The sequence below is a fragment of the Nocardioides houyundeii genome, from assembly GCF_002865585.1.
Lineage (GTDB): Bacteria > Actinomycetota > Actinomycetes > Propionibacteriales > Nocardioidaceae > Nocardioides > Nocardioides houyundeii.
This window is the reverse complement of sequence record NZ_CP025581.1, coordinates 190,934-206,231: the sequence shown is the minus strand read 5'-3', so window position 1 is coordinate 206,231 and position 15,298 is coordinate 190,934. Positions and strand designations below refer to the sequence as shown.

Below are 15,298 nucleotides of genomic sequence, written 5' to 3'. Positions count from 1 at the left end.
GCGCTCACTTGGTGTACCCCAACAGCTTGGCGGCAAGGTCGGTCAGCACCTCGGTCGCTCCTCCTCCGATTGGCAGGAGCCGGGCGTCGCGGTAGTGCCGCTCCACCTCGGTCCCGTGCATGTATCCCGTCCCGCCGTGCAGCTGGACGGCTTGGTCACAGACATAGGTGGCGGCGTTGCACGCCGTCTCCTTGGCAAGGCACGCGGCAGCGATGACCTGCTCGTTCGGGCCGCCGGCGGCGACGTACTGCTCGGCCACCGCGTAGGTGTAGGCCTTGGCGGCCTCCACCTGGCGGCGCATCTCGACCAGCTTGTGGCGCACCACCTGGCGCTTGATCAGCGGCTCGCCGAAGGTGCTGCGCTCACGGCAGTGGGCGTGGGTGAGTGCCAGTGAGCGCTCCGCGATGGCGTAGCCATGGATGGCCAGGGCCATCCGCTCGACCACGAACTGCTCGGCGATGTACCAGAAGCCGGCGTTCTCCTCGCCGACCAGGTTGCCGGCCGGCACCCGTACGTCGACGTAGCTCAGCTCGGCGGTGTCGGAGCAGTGCCAGCCCATCTTGGCCAGCTTGCGGTCCACGGTGAAGCCGGGGGTGCTGGTGGGCACCACGATCAGCGAGATGCCGCCGGCACCCGGGCCGCCGGTGCGGACCGCGGTGGTGACGAAGTCGGCGCGGGTGCCGGAGGTGATGAAGGTCTTGGCCCCGTTGATCACCCACTCCTCACCGTCCCGGACCGCGGTGGTGCGCAGGTTGCCGACGTCCGAGCCGCCGCCGGGCTCGGTGATGCCGAGCGCGCCGATCAGCTCCCCGGCCAGGGTGGGCCGGACGTAGCGGTCGACCAGCTCGGGCGAGCCGTGGGCCGCGATGTGCGGCAGCGCGATCCCGTGGGTGAACAGCGCCGACATCAGGCCGCTGGAGGCACCCTCGGAGAACATCCCCTCCTGCAGCGCGATCGTGTCGAGCAGGTCGCCGCCGCTGCCGCCGATGCTCTCGGGCAGGCTCACGCCCAGCAGGCCGGCGCGGGCCGCGGCCAGGTGCAGGCTGCGCGGCAGCTCGCCGGCGTCCTCCCACTCCTGCAGGTGGGGCGCGATCTCGCGTCGGGTGAACTCCGCGGCGGCCTGCCGCAGCGCCGCCCGTTCCTCGACCGACGAACGCTCCTCGAGCGTTTCGGCTGTGCTCACAACAGTTCTCCTTGGATGTGGACGTGCCGGGAACGGACCCACTCGCCCAGGGCCTTGGCCTGGGGGTCGGTCCTGGTGGAGGCCGCCACGCCCGCGCCGAGCAGGCCGCGGATGACGACGTTGACCGCGCCCAGGTTGGGCAGCGAGTAGACGTCGACCTCCAGGTCCGCCGCCTCGGGGACGAGCTCGCGGATCTTCTTGGCGGTGATGAGCTTGGTGAGCCAGGTGACCCGCGCGGCGCGCTTCTCCTCGTCGTCGTGGGAGACCCACAGCCCGAGGTTGGCGTCGCCTCCCTTGTCACCGGAGCGGGCGTGCACGAAGGTGCCCAGCGGCAGCACCCGGTTGACCTGGTCCACCGGCGCCGGGAACGGCGAGGGCCGACGTCCCTGGTCGACCAGCGCGTCGCGCTGCTCGGGCGGGCAGTAGGTGCCGGGATCAGCGATGACCTCAGTGGTGCCGTCGGCGTGCACGACGGTGTGCGTCACGACCTCGCGGTCGACGTACTCCGGGCGGTAGATGCCGTACGGCGTCGCGGGCGACGGCGGCGCCATCAGGGTGAAGCCGGGGAAGGAGCCGAGCGCGGTCTCCACCGCGGGCGCGGTGAAGCCCTTGCCGGCGACCTTCGGGTCGGGGTCCAGGACGGTGACCCGGAGCACGCACGAGGCGAGCTCCTGGGACTCGGGGTCCTTGACCGGCGGGGCGGTGCGCGCCCAGGCCACCTCCGCGGGCTGGTGATCGCCCCATCCGGCCACCAGCTGCTCGCGGACCCAGGCCTCCTTGGCGTCGATCTCGAGGCCGGTGAGCAGGATCTCCATGCTGTTGCGCCAGCCGCCGAGCTCGTTGACGCAGACCTTGAGCTGGGCGGGCGGGGCCTCGCCACGGACCCCGGTGATCGCCACCCGGTCGGGTCCGGCCTGGGTCAGCTGGATCGAGTCCAGGTGCGTGGTCACGTCGGGGTTGAGGTAGCGCGAGGACTGGATCTCGTAGACCAATTGGGCGGTGACGGTGTCGATCGTGACCGCTCCCCCGGTGCCGGCGTGCTTGGTGATCACGCTGGACCCGTCGGCGGCGATCTCGGCCAGCGGGAAGCCCAGCGGGCGGGTCCGGTCCAGGCCGAGGAAGCCGGAGAAGTTGCCACCGGTCGCCTGGGTGCCGCACTCGATCACGTGCCCGGCCACCACCGCGCCCGCCAACTCGTCGTACTGCTCGGGGGTCCAGCCGTGGTGGAAGGCGGCGGGGCCCACGACGACGGAGGCGTCGGTGACGCGGCCGGTGACCACGATGTCGGCGCCGCCGCGCAGGGCCGCGGCGATGCCGAAGCCGCCGAGGTAGGCGTTGGCGGTCAGGGCGTTGGTGAACCCCAGGTCCGCGGCCTTGGCGCGCAGGTCGTCGCCCTCGACGTGGGCCACCGCGGCGTCCAGGCCCAGGCCCTTGGCGACCTCGCGCAGCTTCTCGGCCAGGCCCGCGGGGTTGAGGCCGCCGGCGTTGGCGACGATCTTGACGCCCCGCTCCAGGGCCAGGCCGAGGGTGTCCTCGACCTGACGGACGAAGGTGCGGGCGTAGCCGAGGCTCGGGTCCTTCATGGTGTCGCGGCCCAGGATGAGCATGGTCAGCTCGGCGAGGTAGTCACCGGTGAGGTAGTCGAGCTCGCCCTGCTCCAGCATCTCGCGCATCGCGGAGAGCCGGTCGCCGTAGAAGCCGGAGCAGTTGCCGATCCGCACCGCGCCGTTGCCCGCGCTCATCGGCCGGCTCCCGCGGGACCGGCGAAGCACTGGGCGATGTCGAGCCACACCTCGGCCTCGGGGCCGGTCGCCACCAGGGCGGTCCGGCTCCGGCTGACCCGGCGGGTGGCCAGCAGGCACAGGTCGTACGCCGGTCCGGTCACCGTCTGCGCGGCGTCCTCGGGGCCGTAGCTCCAGACCTCGCCCGACGGTGCGACGAGCTCGACGCGGAACTCCTCGGCCGGCTTCTCCAGGCCCCGGTTGAGGAAGGAGTAGTTGCGGGTGCGGACCGCGAGGTGGGTGACGTGCCGGATCCGGTCCGTGACCTCCGGCTCGGCGCCGAGCGCCTGGTGCACGTCGAGGGAGTGCGCCCAGGTCTCCATCAGCCGGGCGGTGGCCATCGAGGTCGCCGACATCGGGGGGCCGAACCACGGGAGCTTGTGGCCCTCGGGGAGCTCGGCGAGCGTCTTGACCAGCTTCGTGCGCGCGGTGCGCCAGCGGGCGAGCAGCGCGGCGGGGTCGACGGCACCGCCGGTCAGCGCCATCTCGTCGACGTAGCCCTCGGGGTTGCCGATGGCGCCCATCACCTCGGCGTCCCAGGCCACCTTGTCGCATGCCGCCTTGACGGCGACCTCGTCGGTCCAAGCCAGGTGGGCGACCTGGGTCGCCACGTCCCAGCCGGCTGCCGGCGTCGGCGTGCGCCACTGCTCGGGGGCCAGCGGGGAGACGAGAGCCTCCAGGCTGTCCCCCTCGGCGGTGAGGTCGGACAGGACGTCGTCGAGCAAGGTCATGCTCCTTCGTGAGTGCTGGAGTCGGGGTTGCTGCCGGAGATGCCGAGCGTGCTCTCGAGCGTGGTGGCCCACTGGTCGAGGATCCGCTCGCGACGGCGGGTGTCATCCGAGATGGTGTTGGCCAGGCCCAGCCCGCGGAGCAGGTCGAGGGTCGCCTGCACCAGCTCCCGGGTGCCGGGAGCGGTGCCGTCGACACCGAGGGCGGCGGCGGTCAGGAAGTGGGCCTCGCGCCCGACCCGCTGCTCCAGCGGCTGCACGGCCGCGAGCAGGGTCTCGTCGGTGCGGGCGGCGACCCAGAGCTCCAGGGCCGCGGCGAAGACGGGCGAGGTGAAGTGGTCGGCGAGGATCCGCAGCACCGTGCGGGTGCGCTGCGGGCCTCCCGGCACGTCGGCGAGGGTGTCGGCGAGCTCGGCGCCGCGCAGGGCGCTGAGGTGCTCCACGGCCGCGACGACGAGGTCGTTCTTGGTCGGGAAGTGGTGCAGCTGCGCACCCCGGGAGACGCCCGCGCGCTGGCTGACCAGCGTGGTGGAGGTGCCGGAGAACCCGAACTCGACCAGGCACTCGACGGTGGCCTCCAGCAGTCGCGCCCGCATGGCGCGGGTGCGCTCCTCCTGCGGGACTCGGATCGGCTGGCTGCTCACGAGACCATCCTGACCCGGAAACTAACAAACAGTCAAGCCTGACTTTTTCTATCCCCGGGGATTGCCCCACGCGGGACGTCGGCCCCGAGGTCTACAGTCGCCGGATGGAGACCCCCCGCCGCCTCGGTATCGCCGGCCTCGTCCTCGGCGCCCTGCTCGTCCCCGCCCTCAGCCCTGCCCAGGCCGCTGCGGGTCCCGACCCGGCGTCCCGCCCCCAGGGCGTCATCGGCGGGGCCGGCGGGGGCGACCCGTACTTCCCGCTGGCGGGCAACCGCGGCTACGACGTCCAGCACTACGCGCTCGACCTCGACTACACCCCGCCGCGGCCCGCGCCGGCGCGGCTGGTGGGCCGGCTCGACGGGGTCGCCAAGATCCGCCTGGTGCCCACCCAGCGCCTGCGCCGGTTCAACCTGGACCTGCGTGGCCTGGTGGCCGGCTCGGTCACGGTCGACGGCCGCCCGGCCCGCTTCCGGCAGACGCTCGACAACGAGCTGGTGGTCACCCCGCGCTCGTCGATGAGCCCCGGGCAGAAGCACAAGGTGGTGGTCAGGTACGGCGGCGCGACCGGTCGCCCCAAGGACATCGAGGACGCGCTCTACGGCTGGGTCACCACCCGCGACGGCGCCATGGTGGTCAGCGAGCCCGACGGCTCCGCCACCTGGTTCCCGGTCAACGACACCCCCAGCGACAAGGCGTCCTACCGCTTCAAGGTGACGGTGCCCAAGGGGCTGACGGTGGCCGCCAACGGGCTGCTCGAGAGCCGGCGCACCAGGAAGGGCCGGACCACCTGGGTCTGGGACGCCCCGGACCAGATGTCGTCCTACCTGGCGACCGCCACCATCGGGAACTTCAAGATGCAGCGCTCCACCACCCCCGGCGGTGTCCCGGTGATCGACTTCCTGGACCGGGACCTCCCCGCCGCCAAGCGGGCGCGCAGCAAGGCGAGCCTGGCTCTGACCGGCGAGATGGTCGCCTTCTTCGAGGAGCGGTTCGGGCGCTACCCGTTCGTCTCCTACGGCTCGATCGTCGACGACAACTCCGTCGGCTACGCACTCGAGACCCAGACGCGCTCGTTCTTCAGCCGGGACGCGGACGAGGCCACGGCCGCGCACGAGCTCGCTCACCAGTGGATGGGCGACCACGTCGGCCTCCGTCGGTGGGCCGACATCTGGCTCAACGAGGGCTGGGCGGAGTACGCGACGTGGCTGTGGACCGAGGCCCGCGGCGGCACGACCGCCCAGCAGGCCTACGAGAAGGTGCTGGCGCGGAAGGCCAGCGACAAGTTCTGGACCACGGTGGTCTCCGATCCCGGTCGCCTCGGGATCTTCTCCGACGCGATCTACGACCGCGGCGCCGCCACCCTGCACGCCCTGCGCCAGCGCGTCGGCGACGAGCTGTTCTTCCGGCTCGCCAAGGCCTGGGTCGCCAAGTACGGCGGCCGATCCGCCGGCACGCGCGAGTTCCGGCGGCTCGCCGAGCGGGTCACCGGCCAGGACCTGGACCCGCTCTTCGACGCCTGGGTCGTCGCCCCGACCAAGCCGACCGCCTGGTGAGCCGGCGGTGCGCTCAGGCCGCGAGCAGCCGGAGCGTCTCCTCGCGCGCCGGCGTCGCGGCGGCCGGCGTACCGGTGAAGGAGCCGGCGACCGGGTGGATCATCACCTCGTCCACGCCGAACTCGGCGGCCAGCTGCGCGATCCGGGTCCGCGAGGACTCCGCGTCCCCCACGACCCAGCGGCGCAGCATGCCGTCGACCATGCCCTGCTGGCCGCGCGGCACCTCGACCTTCTCGGCCTCCTCGACCAGGCGCTGCGGAGTCAGCGGCGCGCCGGTCATGATGGCCAGCATCTGCAGCACCTGCGGCAGCGCCAGGCGCTCGGCCTCCTCGGCACTGTCCGCCACGCAGGCGTTGACGGTGAGGAAGGTCCGCGGCTCGGGGAACCGCTCCGAGGGCTGGTAGGAGGTCCGGTACAGCTCGAGCGCCTCGGCGGTGCCCTGCCCGGCGAAGTGGTGGGCGAAGACGTAGGGCAGACCGCGCGAGGCGGCCAGCCGGGCTGAGTAGTCCGAGGAGCCGAGCAACCAGATCGGCGCGACCGACGCCGCCTTGGGTGTGGCCTTGAGCGGGTGCTCGCGGCCGTTGAAGGCCATCGCCGCACCGTGCTCGGACATCAGCACGCCGATGTCGTCGACGTAGCGCGGGAACTCCGCGACCGGGTCCTCACCGCCCGCGCCCTGGCGCAGCGCGTAGCGGGTCAGCTGGTCGGTGCCGGGCGCCCGGCCGATGCCCAGGTCGATCCGGTCGGGGTAGGCCGCCTCGAGCAGCGCGAACTGCTCGGCGATCACCAGCGGGGCGTGGTTGGGCAGCATCACGCCGCCGCTGCCCACCCGGATCCGCGACGTCGCCCCGGCCACCATGGCGATCAGCAGCGGCGGGTTGGTCGCCGCCACCGCCGGCATGTTGTGGTGCTCGGCCAGCCAGTAGCGCCGGTAGCCCAGCCCGTCCGCGGTCCTGGCCAGCGACAGCGAGGCGTTGATCGCGTCGCCGGTCGTCTGGTCGGTGCGCACCGGCACCAGGTCGAGCACGGAGAGGGTGGGCATGGCAGGCAGGGCGGGAGAAGTCACTCTTGGTCAACCTCGTGGACCCGGTGCGACATTCCCCCGCCCGCCAGACTCGCGGTCGCCGGACTCAGTCCAGGCGGGCCACCATCGGCAGCCGGGAGCGGGCCGTGGCGCCCACGACCAGCGCGGTGAGCAGCGGCAGCCCGAGCACCACGACGGCGATCATCAGCCACGGGATCTCCAGGAACGGCCCGATCGTCGGGGGTTCCCCGGAGACCGAGGTCATGCCCTCGCCCTCGATGCTCCAGATCCCGGTGCTGCGGGTGAGCGGATAGGTCACCGCGATCCCCGGCACCAACCCCACCAGGGCGCCCAGCACCGCGCCGACCAGCCCGACCACCAGGGCGTACGACGCCGCCACCGCCCGCCGGGTCCGCGGCGCGGCTCCGATGGCTGCCAAGGTCGCCAGGTCCGGACGGGCGTCGCTGAGCGCCAGGAAGGTGACCGTGAGGGTGCCGCCGAGCATGAGCACCGCACCGAGTGCACCCAGCACCCACAGCAGCAGCACCCTGTCCCGTTCGACGTACCCCCGCTCCAGGTAGAACTCGGCATAGGTGCCGAACCCTGCGACCGCCTCGCCGATCGCCTGGCGCTGGTCGTCGGTGATCTCGGCCCCGGTCACGTGCACCGAGACGACTCCGGACTCGATGCCCAGCTCCTCTGCCACGGTGGTGGGCACCACGCCGTACGCCGGGAAGCCCGTGCCCTCGACCACGACGTACCTCGCGGGCACGGTGGCCGGGCCGAAGAGGGTCTGCTCCCTCCCGGTGTCGTGGTCCCAGGTGGCGCCCTTGATCCGCACGGCGTCCGCGTTCACGGCGTGATTGCTGAAGACCACCACGCGCCCCTGCGCCAGCGCCGCGTCGCCTCGGGCTCGCTCCGCCGCGCTGAGGTCGGGCAGCACATGAGGGATCTCGTCACCGACCAGGTTCATGGTGCCGATCGAGCCACCGGTCCAGTCCAGCAGGGTGTGCTCGGGCCCCGGCACCCGGTAGCTCACGTCGACGTACGCGTCCGTGGGCTCCGGGACACCGAGCACCGGGGTCACCGTCGCCCCCGGCAGCTCACGACGCACGATCTGCTCGACCTGACTCCACTGGGCGGGGGTGGCGTCGCTGACGGTGACGATGCCGTCGCCGTGCACCAGCCGGGGGGTGTAGGTCTCCCGGTCCTCCTTGGCGTCGCTGCTGGTGCTGATGCCGAGCGCCACGACGCCGCAGACGGTGGCCGCCACCGCGGCCACGGCGGGGACGGTGCGGGCGCGGTGCCGGACCGCGTCGCGTACGGCGTACCGCAGGGGCAGCGGCAGCCGCCCGCCCATGCGGGCCAGGACGGTCAGCACCACGGGGACCAGCAGGACCATGCCCAGCACGCAGACGATCGCCGAGCCGGCGATGAACACCTCGCCCCCGCTCTGCTTCCGCGCCCCGACCACCGCGCCGGCCACGCCGGCGCCGAGCAGCACCAGTCCCAGCAGGGGAGAGCGGCGCGACGGAGCGGCGTCCCCCCGCCGTCCGGCGAGCACCGCGACCACGTCCATCCGGGAGGCCAGCCTCGCGGGGACGGCGGCGGCCAGCAGCGCCGAGACCAACCCGAAGGCGGCGACCACCAGCACCCAGGTCCAGGGCACGTCGAAAGGCCCGAACCACTCGCTGCTGTAGTGCTGGGCCACCGGTACGGCGACCAGCCCGCCGAGCGCGATGCCGCCGACCACCCCGACCAGCGCGGCCAGGGCGCCCAGCACCACGGCGATCGACATGATGGTGCGGCGTGCCTGCGCCGGGGCGCCGCCCACGGCGGACAGCAGGGCCAGGGTGCGCGACTGGCGGCGCGCGGTGACGGCGAACGCGGGACCGGCCAGCAGCACCACCTCCAGCAGCACCATCACCGCGACCAGGACACCGACCGTAAGGGCCGCGTCGCCGCTGCCGGACTGCTGCAGGTCCGCGGGCAGCGCGGAATCCGGCGGCGGGTCCAGCAGCACCGCCCGGGAGAGCACCGTGGCGCCATGCTCGTTGAGCGCCCGGACCTCGGACCAGGTGACGTCACCGGCGTCCAGCAGCCAGGTCCCGGTGCGTGCCGAGGCGGTCTCGGCGCCGGGTGGGGCGAAGAGCGCGGGGAAGCCCTTCTGGGAGGCGTCCTCACCGATGCCGACCACCTCGAAGGTGGTGCCGTCGGTCAGGGTGAGCGTCTCCCCCAGCTCAACTCCCAGGTCGACGAAGGCCCGGTTGACCAACGCCTCGCGGGGAGCGCCGGGCATCCGCCCCTCCTCGAGCCGGGCCAGGCCCTGGGCCAACGGGTCGGCCAGGTCGAGGTAGGAGACGCGCGCCTGGGTGGAGCGGTCCTCGCTCCGGACGACCAGCTGGTCCTGGCGCCAGCCGATGGTCCGGACCTCGCGGCCCAGCACCTCGGCGATGCCGGCCTGGGTGAGCCCGCTGCCGCGCGACCCCTCGCTCATCGAGGAGCCGGTGTCGGGGTCGAACTGGTGGAGCACCTTGCCGGACCCGTCGAAGGAGATCCGGGCGTCCGCGGCGCCGAGCCGCCGTTCCAGGCCCTCACCGCCGGAGGTCTGGACGGTCGCCGTCACCACCAGCGCCGTGGTCACCGCGAGCACCGGGAGCGCGATCAGCACCAGCACCAGCGCGCTGCGCCCCTTGGACCGGAGCACGTCACGCCAGGCCAGCCGCAGCAGCGGCCGCCAGCCCCGCATCACAGTCCTCCGGTAGCGCTGGACTCGAGCAGGTCGTCGGGGTCGTCGGCGCCGGCCTCGTCGACCACGACCCCGTCGCGGATGAAGACCACCCGGTCCGCCCAGGCCGCGTGCCGCGCCTCGTGGGTGACCAGCACCCCGGCCGCTCCGGCGTCGCAACGGTCCCGGAGCACCCTCAGGATCTGCTCGCCGGTGTCGGTGTCCAGGGCCCCGGTGGGCTCGTCGGCCAGGATCAGCCGCCGATCGCCCACGATGGCGCGGGCGATGGCCACCCGCTGCTGCTGCCCGCCCGACATGTCGTCGGGGAACCGGTCGGCGAGATCGGCCACCCCCACCTCGGCCAGCGCGGCGCGTGCGGCCTCCCGGGCGTCCCGGCCACGTACGCCGTCCAGCTCGCGCGGCAGTGCCACGTTCTCCTCCGCGGTCAGCGCGGGGATCAGGTTGAAGTCCTGGAAGACGTAGCCCACCGACGTACGCCGGATCCGGGCGCGGCCGGCCTGGTTGAGCGACCCGAGGTCGACGCCCTCGATGCTCACCGTGCCCGAGGTGGGCTGGTCCAGTCCACCGGCAAGCGAGAGCAGGGTGGACTTCCCGGAGCCCGAGGGACCCATCACCGCGACGAGCTCGCCGGGACGGACCTGGAAGGAGACGCCGCGCAGCGCATGCACCTCCCCCGCGCCGGAGCCGTGGACCCGGCTGACGTCGTGAAGTCGGACGATCGGTTCGGCGCTCATCGGTTCTCCCTGCTGGACGGTGCCTGGGTGGTCGGTGCCGAGGTGGTCGGTGCCGAGGTGGTCTGATCAGGCGCGGCCGCTCGCTCCGCCGCGACCCGCCGCAGCCGCGCCTCGCAGTGGTCCAGCCAGCGGAGCTCCGCCTCACAGGTGAAGACCAGGGAGTCCACGACGAGGCTCCAGGCCAGGTCCTCGGGCTCGGTCGGCCGGGCGGCCCGGCCGGAGCGCTTGAGCCGGGTGTAGTCCTGGAGCGCGGTCATGGTGGCGGTGCGCTGCTGCTGGATCACCTGGCCCACGTCGACGCCAGGCAGGGTGACCGCGATGGCCAGCTTGATCGCGAGCTCGTCGCGCGGCGGCGGCTGGTCGCGGGGCACCGGCGTGGTGAACCAGGTCGCGGCCTCGTCCCGGCCCCGGGGGGTCGCGCGGTAGACCACGTGCCCCTGGACGTCGGCGGCGTCCGCCTCCACCAGTCCGTCCCGCTCCAGCCGGGCCAGGGTCGTGTAGACCTGCCCGATGTTGAGCGGCCAGGTGGACCCGGTCCGCTGCTCGAACTCCGCACGGAGCTGGTAGCCGTACTTCGGCCCCTGCTCCAGCAGCGCCAGCATGGCTTGGCGCACTGACATCTCAGCCTCCTGGCGATCCGCCGCGCCCCGGGAGCGTCTGGATACTCGGTATGTATACCAAGTATGCAGATCCCTGTCGAGAGACGCGCCAGGTTTTACCCGCGCCCAGCCGGGCATAGGGGCCAGGCGTCACTAGGGTGACGCCGCAGGCAGCGCGGCTCCCAAGACCGCGACCACGACGAGGGGAACAATCAGCATGTCCAACTACGGCAACCCGCCGCAGGACCCGTACGGCCAGACCAATCCCTACGGCGCCCAGCCCCCCGGGGGTCCCGGCGAGACCAACCCCTACACCCAGGGCTACGGCGAACCCGCCGGCTACCCCGGCGGCCCGCAGGGCCCGTCGCGCAAGGGGTTCTTCGGCAGCCTCTTCGACTTCTCCTTCAGCAGCTTCATCACGCCGATGGTCGTCAAGCTGGTCTACATCCTGTCGGTGATCGGCCTGGGCCTGACCTGGCTCTTCTTCACCATCGCCGGCTTCGTCTCCGACTCCCCCGCCGTGGGCCTGCTCTTCCTCGTGGTCGGCGCCTTCATGTTCCTGCTCTACCTGTGCTTCATCCGGATGACGCTGGAGTTCTACGTCGCGATCGTGCGGATGAGCGAGGACATCCACCAGCGGCTCCGCTGAGATGGGCCGAGACGAGTCCTACACTCCGGCCATGACTCAGCCGTCCCCCCGCAAGACCATCCTGATCACCGGCGCCAGCAGCGGGCTGGGGGCTGAGATGGCCCGTCAGTTCGCCGACGCCGGCCACGCGCTCGCGCTCTGCGCCCGGCGTACCGACCGGCTGGAGGAGCTGCGCGCCGACATCCAGGCCGCCCACCCCGGGCACCCGGTCTCGATCCGGGCGCTCGACGTCAACGACCACGACCGGGTCTTCGAGGTCTTCGGCAGCTTCGCCGAGGAGCTCACCGCCGAGGGGCGGACCCTGGACCGGGTGATCGTCAACGCCGGCCTCGGCAAGGGCGCCCCGCTGGGCACCGGCCGGTTCGACGCCAACCGCGAGACCGCGATGACCAACTTCGTCGGCGCGCTCGCCCAGACCGAGGCGGCCATGGAGATCTTCCGGGCCCAGGAGCACGGGCACCTGGTGATGATCTCCAGCATCTCCGCGGTGCGCGGCATGCCCAAGTCCATGGCCACCTACGCCGCCACCAAGGCCGGGGTGGCGCACCTGGCGGAGGGCCTGCGGGCGGAGCTGCACGGGTCGGCCATCAAGGTCTCGGTCATCTACCCCGGCTACATCGCCTCGGAGATGAACCAGACGGGCCCGTCCGCCACCCCGCCGCCGCTGATGGCCTCGACCCGGCGCGGGGTCCGCTCGATGGTGCGGGCGATCGAGGCCGAACGCCCCTCCACCGCCGTCCCCCGGGTGCCCTGGGGGCCGATGTCGGTGCTGATCAAGCACGCGCCCCTGCCGCTCTTCCGCAAGCTCGTCTAGCCCGACCCTGGCGGCCCTACCGAATTTCGGGCATGGCTGCCATGGCTACGGTCGGGTAGCGTCCCTACCTGGAGGAGTGTCGCGGCTCACAACGCGCGGTGCTTGAGGGAGAACCATGAGTCGATGGGAGCCGACCATGTTTCGGAGAGCGCTCACGACTGCCGCGACGCTGATCGCGTCCGCCACGCTGATCACCGCCTGCGCGAGCAGCGATGCCAACCCCAGTGGCGAGGGGGCCCCGCAGAGCCACCCAGCGTGCGCGACCAACTGGTGAGCTTCGTGGTCGGCGCCTACGCCACCGAGGAGGACATCGCCGAGGGCCAGTGCTTCGCCGACAAGGTGCTGGCCCAGGTCAGCGAGGAGGAGCTGGTCGAGGCCGACGTGCTCTCTCCGGAGAAGGCCGACGGCTTCGTGCCCCGGGTCCCCAAGCGGATGGCGACCCTGTGGGCCGACTCCCAGTTCGCGTGCACCAGCTACATCAAGCTGGCCAGCCGTGCCCAGGCCTTCGCGACCAACAACCAGCTCGACATCCTCACCTACAGCACCTGCTTCGGCCGGCGCATCGGCGAGGCTCGGGCCAAGCAGGCGACCCGCGCCGCCCTGATCCGCAACTTCAAGTCCCCCGCCTGGCGCGAGCTCCGCGCGGCGGAGGCCTACTGCCTCGCGCAGTCCCAGGTGCTGGGCTAGCGATAGGTCCGCAGGTCGCGCGGCACGTGCTGGTGCTCGTTGAACGAGACCAGGCTCAGCCCACGGCGCCCGCTCACGATCCGGGTGACCGAGGTGTTGACCACCACCGGCGCCAGTCGGACGTACGTCGCGGTGCCGGCCTCCATGAGGCGGGTCGCCGCAGCCGCCACCGGACCTCCGGAGGTGAACACCACCGCCGTCCCGGCCTCGGTCAGGGCGGCCAGACCGGCCAGCACCCGCTCCCGGAACGCCGGGAACGACTCGTCGTAGGTGTCGTCGTGCTCCCCCGACGTCCACCGCTGGGTGGCCGCCTCGAACCAGGCCTGGAACTGCCGGCGGTCAGGCTCGCCGGTGTGCTCGGCCGGCTGCCGGTCCAGCATCGCCAGGTGGTCCATCTCGTCCCACCGGGCGTCGACGACCAGGGGTGCCGACCACCCAGCGGCAGCGGCTGCGAGCTGGGCGGTGTCCCGCTGCCGGGCCATGGCGCCGTGCACCACGACGTCGGGAGCCAGGTCGGCCAGGGCACGCCCGACCACCTCCGCCTGCCGGCGGCCGGTCTCGGACAGCACGTCGTAGTCCGCGGCCCCCCAGGAGGCCTGGCCGTGGCGCACCAGCAGCACCTGCCCCATCAGGCGGCCACCGTGGTGACCACGACCGCCCGGGCCGCCGGGTCCTGCCACACCCGCGAGGCCCGGCACCACCGCACCGTCGACCAGCTGAGGAACGGAACCGCGACCGCGGCGACGACCCACCACGGAGCCGCCTGGGAGAGCGTGGAGAACACCATGGCAGTCAGTGTGGTGCTTGTCGCCAACCGAGCCGAGTAGCCGACCATCACGATCGGCGGAGCCGGGGTGGCGCGCGCCGAGCGCAGGTTGACCGCGAACGGGCGCCGCGAGGACCAGGTCATCGCCACCGCCACCACCTGCACCGTGACCACCAGCACCGTGACCACCAGCGCCGTCAGCTCCGAGGCCGTCGGGACGCCCGCCCGCAGCGAGGCGAGCACCACCGTGACCAGGGCCGCGGCGAGCAGCCACTCGGCCATCACCGCGCTGCGGGCTCGGAACACCGACGCCGCGTCCACCGGCAGGCTCTCGCGCCACAGGCCCCCGCGACCATCCAGCGACCAGGCGTTGACCCCGAAGAGCAGCACCCCGCCGCTGACCACCAGGCCAGGCAGGATCGTCACGGTGTCCCAGGTCATGGCCCCGGCCACCGCGACCAGCCCGGGTCCCAGCGCCAGCACCGCCAACCCCCGGCGCATCGGCACCGCCCGCCACACCGACGCCCGGTCGATCCGCACCAGCATCGCGAACGCCGACCGCGGCAGCGCCCGAGCCGGGTGCACGTTGCTCTCCGCCTTCAGCTCGTCCCGGGCGAGCCGCCGCGCGGCGAGGTGGGCCGGCCAGGCCCCCAGCACCACGGCGCCCAGGGTCAGCAGCAGCTCCACCGCCACCGCGCCCGCCCAGTCGACCCCGAGACCCGAGCGGGCCGCGACCAGCAGGTACAGGGTCGGGACGGCGTCCAGGAAGGCGCCCAGGTTGCCCGAGAGCTGCAGCCACACCGCCCCGGCACCGACTACCCCGCTGATCGTCCGGAAGGCGGCCACCCCGTGCCTGCGCCGCCGGATCGCCTCCATCGTCCAGGCGACCGCCTGCGCCGCGGTGGTGGCGACCAGCAGCCACAGCACCATCACGACCTGGAGCCCGAGCAGTCCGGAGAGACCCTGGCCGAACGCGGCGGCTCCCAGCAGGAACCAGGCCTGGAGCAGCCAGGCGATGTTGAGGGGGGCCATCAGCAGCGCCCCGAGGTGGTCGGTGGTCGGGCTCACCGGGAACGCCACCGCGTGCTCGTGCGCGAGCAGCTCGCGGCCGCCGCCGCTGGCCACGGCCGAGACGATGGCCAGCAGCAGGAACCCGGCCATCAGGCTGGGCAGCAGCAGCAACGTGTCGAACGCCCGGCCCCCGCCGCCGGCGGACGGCGCCAGGGCCGGCAGCGTGGCGGCCCCCAGGGTGATCAGCAGCAGCACCGACCAGCCGATGCGGCGCGCGAGGGGACGGCGTACCGAGGCGGAGCGGAAGCGGAGCAGGTGCGCGGTGTCGACCACGGGCGCCCAGCAGAGCTCGGCCAGCCGGGCCCGGGTCGACACC

At 72.8% G+C, this 15,298-nt stretch carries 14 protein-coding genes; 4 read left to right on the top strand and 10 right to left on the bottom strand.

The annotated features are described in order from the left end of the window. Window positions 1–4 precede the first annotated feature (4 nt). The 4 genes from C0R66_RS00995 to C0R66_RS00980 are packed head-to-tail and all read right to left on the bottom strand — an operon-like array spanning window position 5 to window position 4,336. Window positions 5–1,183: an acyl-CoA dehydrogenase family protein gene (locus tag C0R66_RS00995; protein ID WP_241901532.1), complete on the bottom strand. Its 1,179-nt coding sequence runs from the start codon at window positions 1,181–1,183 to the stop codon at window positions 5–7. Continuing rightward, window positions 1,180–2,925 (bottom strand): acyclic terpene utilization AtuA family protein, encoded by a 1,746-nt coding sequence (locus C0R66_RS00990; protein ID WP_101523109.1) that lies wholly within the window; start codon window positions 2,923–2,925, stop codon window positions 1,180–1,182. Before C0R66_RS00990 ends, C0R66_RS00995 begins: the two co-directional genes overlap by 4 nt. Then, window positions 2,922–3,695, bottom strand: coding sequence for a TIGR03084 family metal-binding protein (locus C0R66_RS00985; RefSeq protein ID WP_101523108.1), 774 nt, complete (start codon window positions 3,693–3,695; stop codon window positions 2,922–2,924). Before C0R66_RS00985 ends, C0R66_RS00990 begins: the two co-directional genes overlap by 4 nt. Then, window positions 3,692–4,336, bottom strand: coding sequence for a TetR/AcrR family transcriptional regulator (locus C0R66_RS00980; RefSeq protein ID WP_241901531.1), 645 nt, complete (start codon window positions 4,334–4,336; stop codon window positions 3,692–3,694). The genes C0R66_RS00985 and C0R66_RS00980 overlap by 4 nt, the downstream gene beginning before the upstream one ends. A 104-nt stretch (window positions 4,337–4,440) precedes the next feature. Here C0R66_RS00980 and C0R66_RS00975 point away from each other — a divergent pair, with 104 nt between their 5' ends. After that, the gene (locus tag C0R66_RS00975) at window positions 4,441–5,889 is read left to right on the top strand and encodes a M1 family metallopeptidase (protein WP_101523107.1); all 1,449 of its coding nucleotides are present in this window, start codon (window positions 4,441–4,443) and stop codon (window positions 5,887–5,889) included. Window positions 5,890–5,902: 13 nt separating this feature from the next. Here C0R66_RS00975 and C0R66_RS00970 read toward each other — a convergent pair whose 3' ends face one another. From C0R66_RS00970 to C0R66_RS00955, 4 genes are all read right to left on the bottom strand, one after another. Beyond that, a complete protein-coding gene (locus tag C0R66_RS00970; RefSeq protein WP_241901530.1) occupies window positions 5,903–6,955 on the bottom strand; it encodes an LLM class flavin-dependent oxidoreductase in 1,053 nt (350 codons plus the stop codon). Window positions 6,956–7,019: 64 nt separating this feature from the next. Beyond that, window positions 7,020–9,662, bottom strand: a complete 2,643-nt coding sequence (locus tag C0R66_RS00965) for an ABC transporter permease (RefSeq protein ID WP_101523105.1) — start codon at window positions 9,660–9,662, stop codon at window positions 7,020–7,022. After that, window positions 9,662–10,396 (bottom strand): ABC transporter ATP-binding protein, encoded by a 735-nt coding sequence (locus C0R66_RS00960; protein ID WP_101523104.1) that lies wholly within the window; start codon window positions 10,394–10,396, stop codon window positions 9,662–9,664. The genes C0R66_RS00965 and C0R66_RS00960 overlap by 1 nt, the downstream gene beginning before the upstream one ends. Then, entirely contained in the window at window positions 10,393–11,016 is a 624-nt protein-coding gene (locus C0R66_RS00955; RefSeq protein WP_101523103.1) for a PadR family transcriptional regulator, read from the bottom strand. The genes C0R66_RS00960 and C0R66_RS00955 overlap by 4 nt, the downstream gene beginning before the upstream one ends. A gap of 196 nt (window positions 11,017–11,212) precedes the next feature. On the opposite strand from C0R66_RS00955, the gene C0R66_RS00950 reads away from it, so the two are divergent. From C0R66_RS00950 to C0R66_RS00940, 3 genes are all read left to right on the top strand, one after another. Beyond that, on the top strand, window positions 11,213–11,644 hold the full coding sequence (locus C0R66_RS00950) for a DUF4282 domain-containing protein (protein ID WP_101523102.1): 432 nt from the start codon (window positions 11,213–11,215) through the stop codon (window positions 11,642–11,644). 31 nt (window positions 11,645–11,675) lie between these two features. Then, a complete protein-coding gene (locus C0R66_RS00945; RefSeq protein WP_101525963.1) occupies window positions 11,676–12,458 on the top strand; it encodes an SDR family oxidoreductase in 783 nt (260 codons plus the stop codon). 255 nt (window positions 12,459–12,713) lie between these two features. Further along, on the top strand, window positions 12,714–13,145 hold the full coding sequence (locus tag C0R66_RS00940; RefSeq protein ID WP_158647813.1) for a hypothetical protein: 432 nt from the start codon (window positions 12,714–12,716) through the stop codon (window positions 13,143–13,145). Here C0R66_RS00940 and C0R66_RS00935 read toward each other — a convergent pair. Both C0R66_RS00935 and C0R66_RS00930 read right to left on the bottom strand, forming a co-directional pair. Beyond that, window positions 13,142–13,774, bottom strand: coding sequence for a histidine phosphatase family protein (locus C0R66_RS00935; RefSeq protein ID WP_101525962.1), 633 nt, complete (start codon window positions 13,772–13,774; stop codon window positions 13,142–13,144). The genes C0R66_RS00940 and C0R66_RS00935 overlap by 4 nt on opposite strands. Then, a complete protein-coding gene (locus tag C0R66_RS00930) occupies window positions 13,774–15,297 on the bottom strand; it encodes a hypothetical protein (RefSeq protein ID WP_101523100.1) in 1,524 nt (507 codons plus the stop codon). Before C0R66_RS00930 ends, C0R66_RS00935 begins: the two co-directional genes overlap by 1 nt. Window position 15,298: the final 1 nt, after the last annotated feature.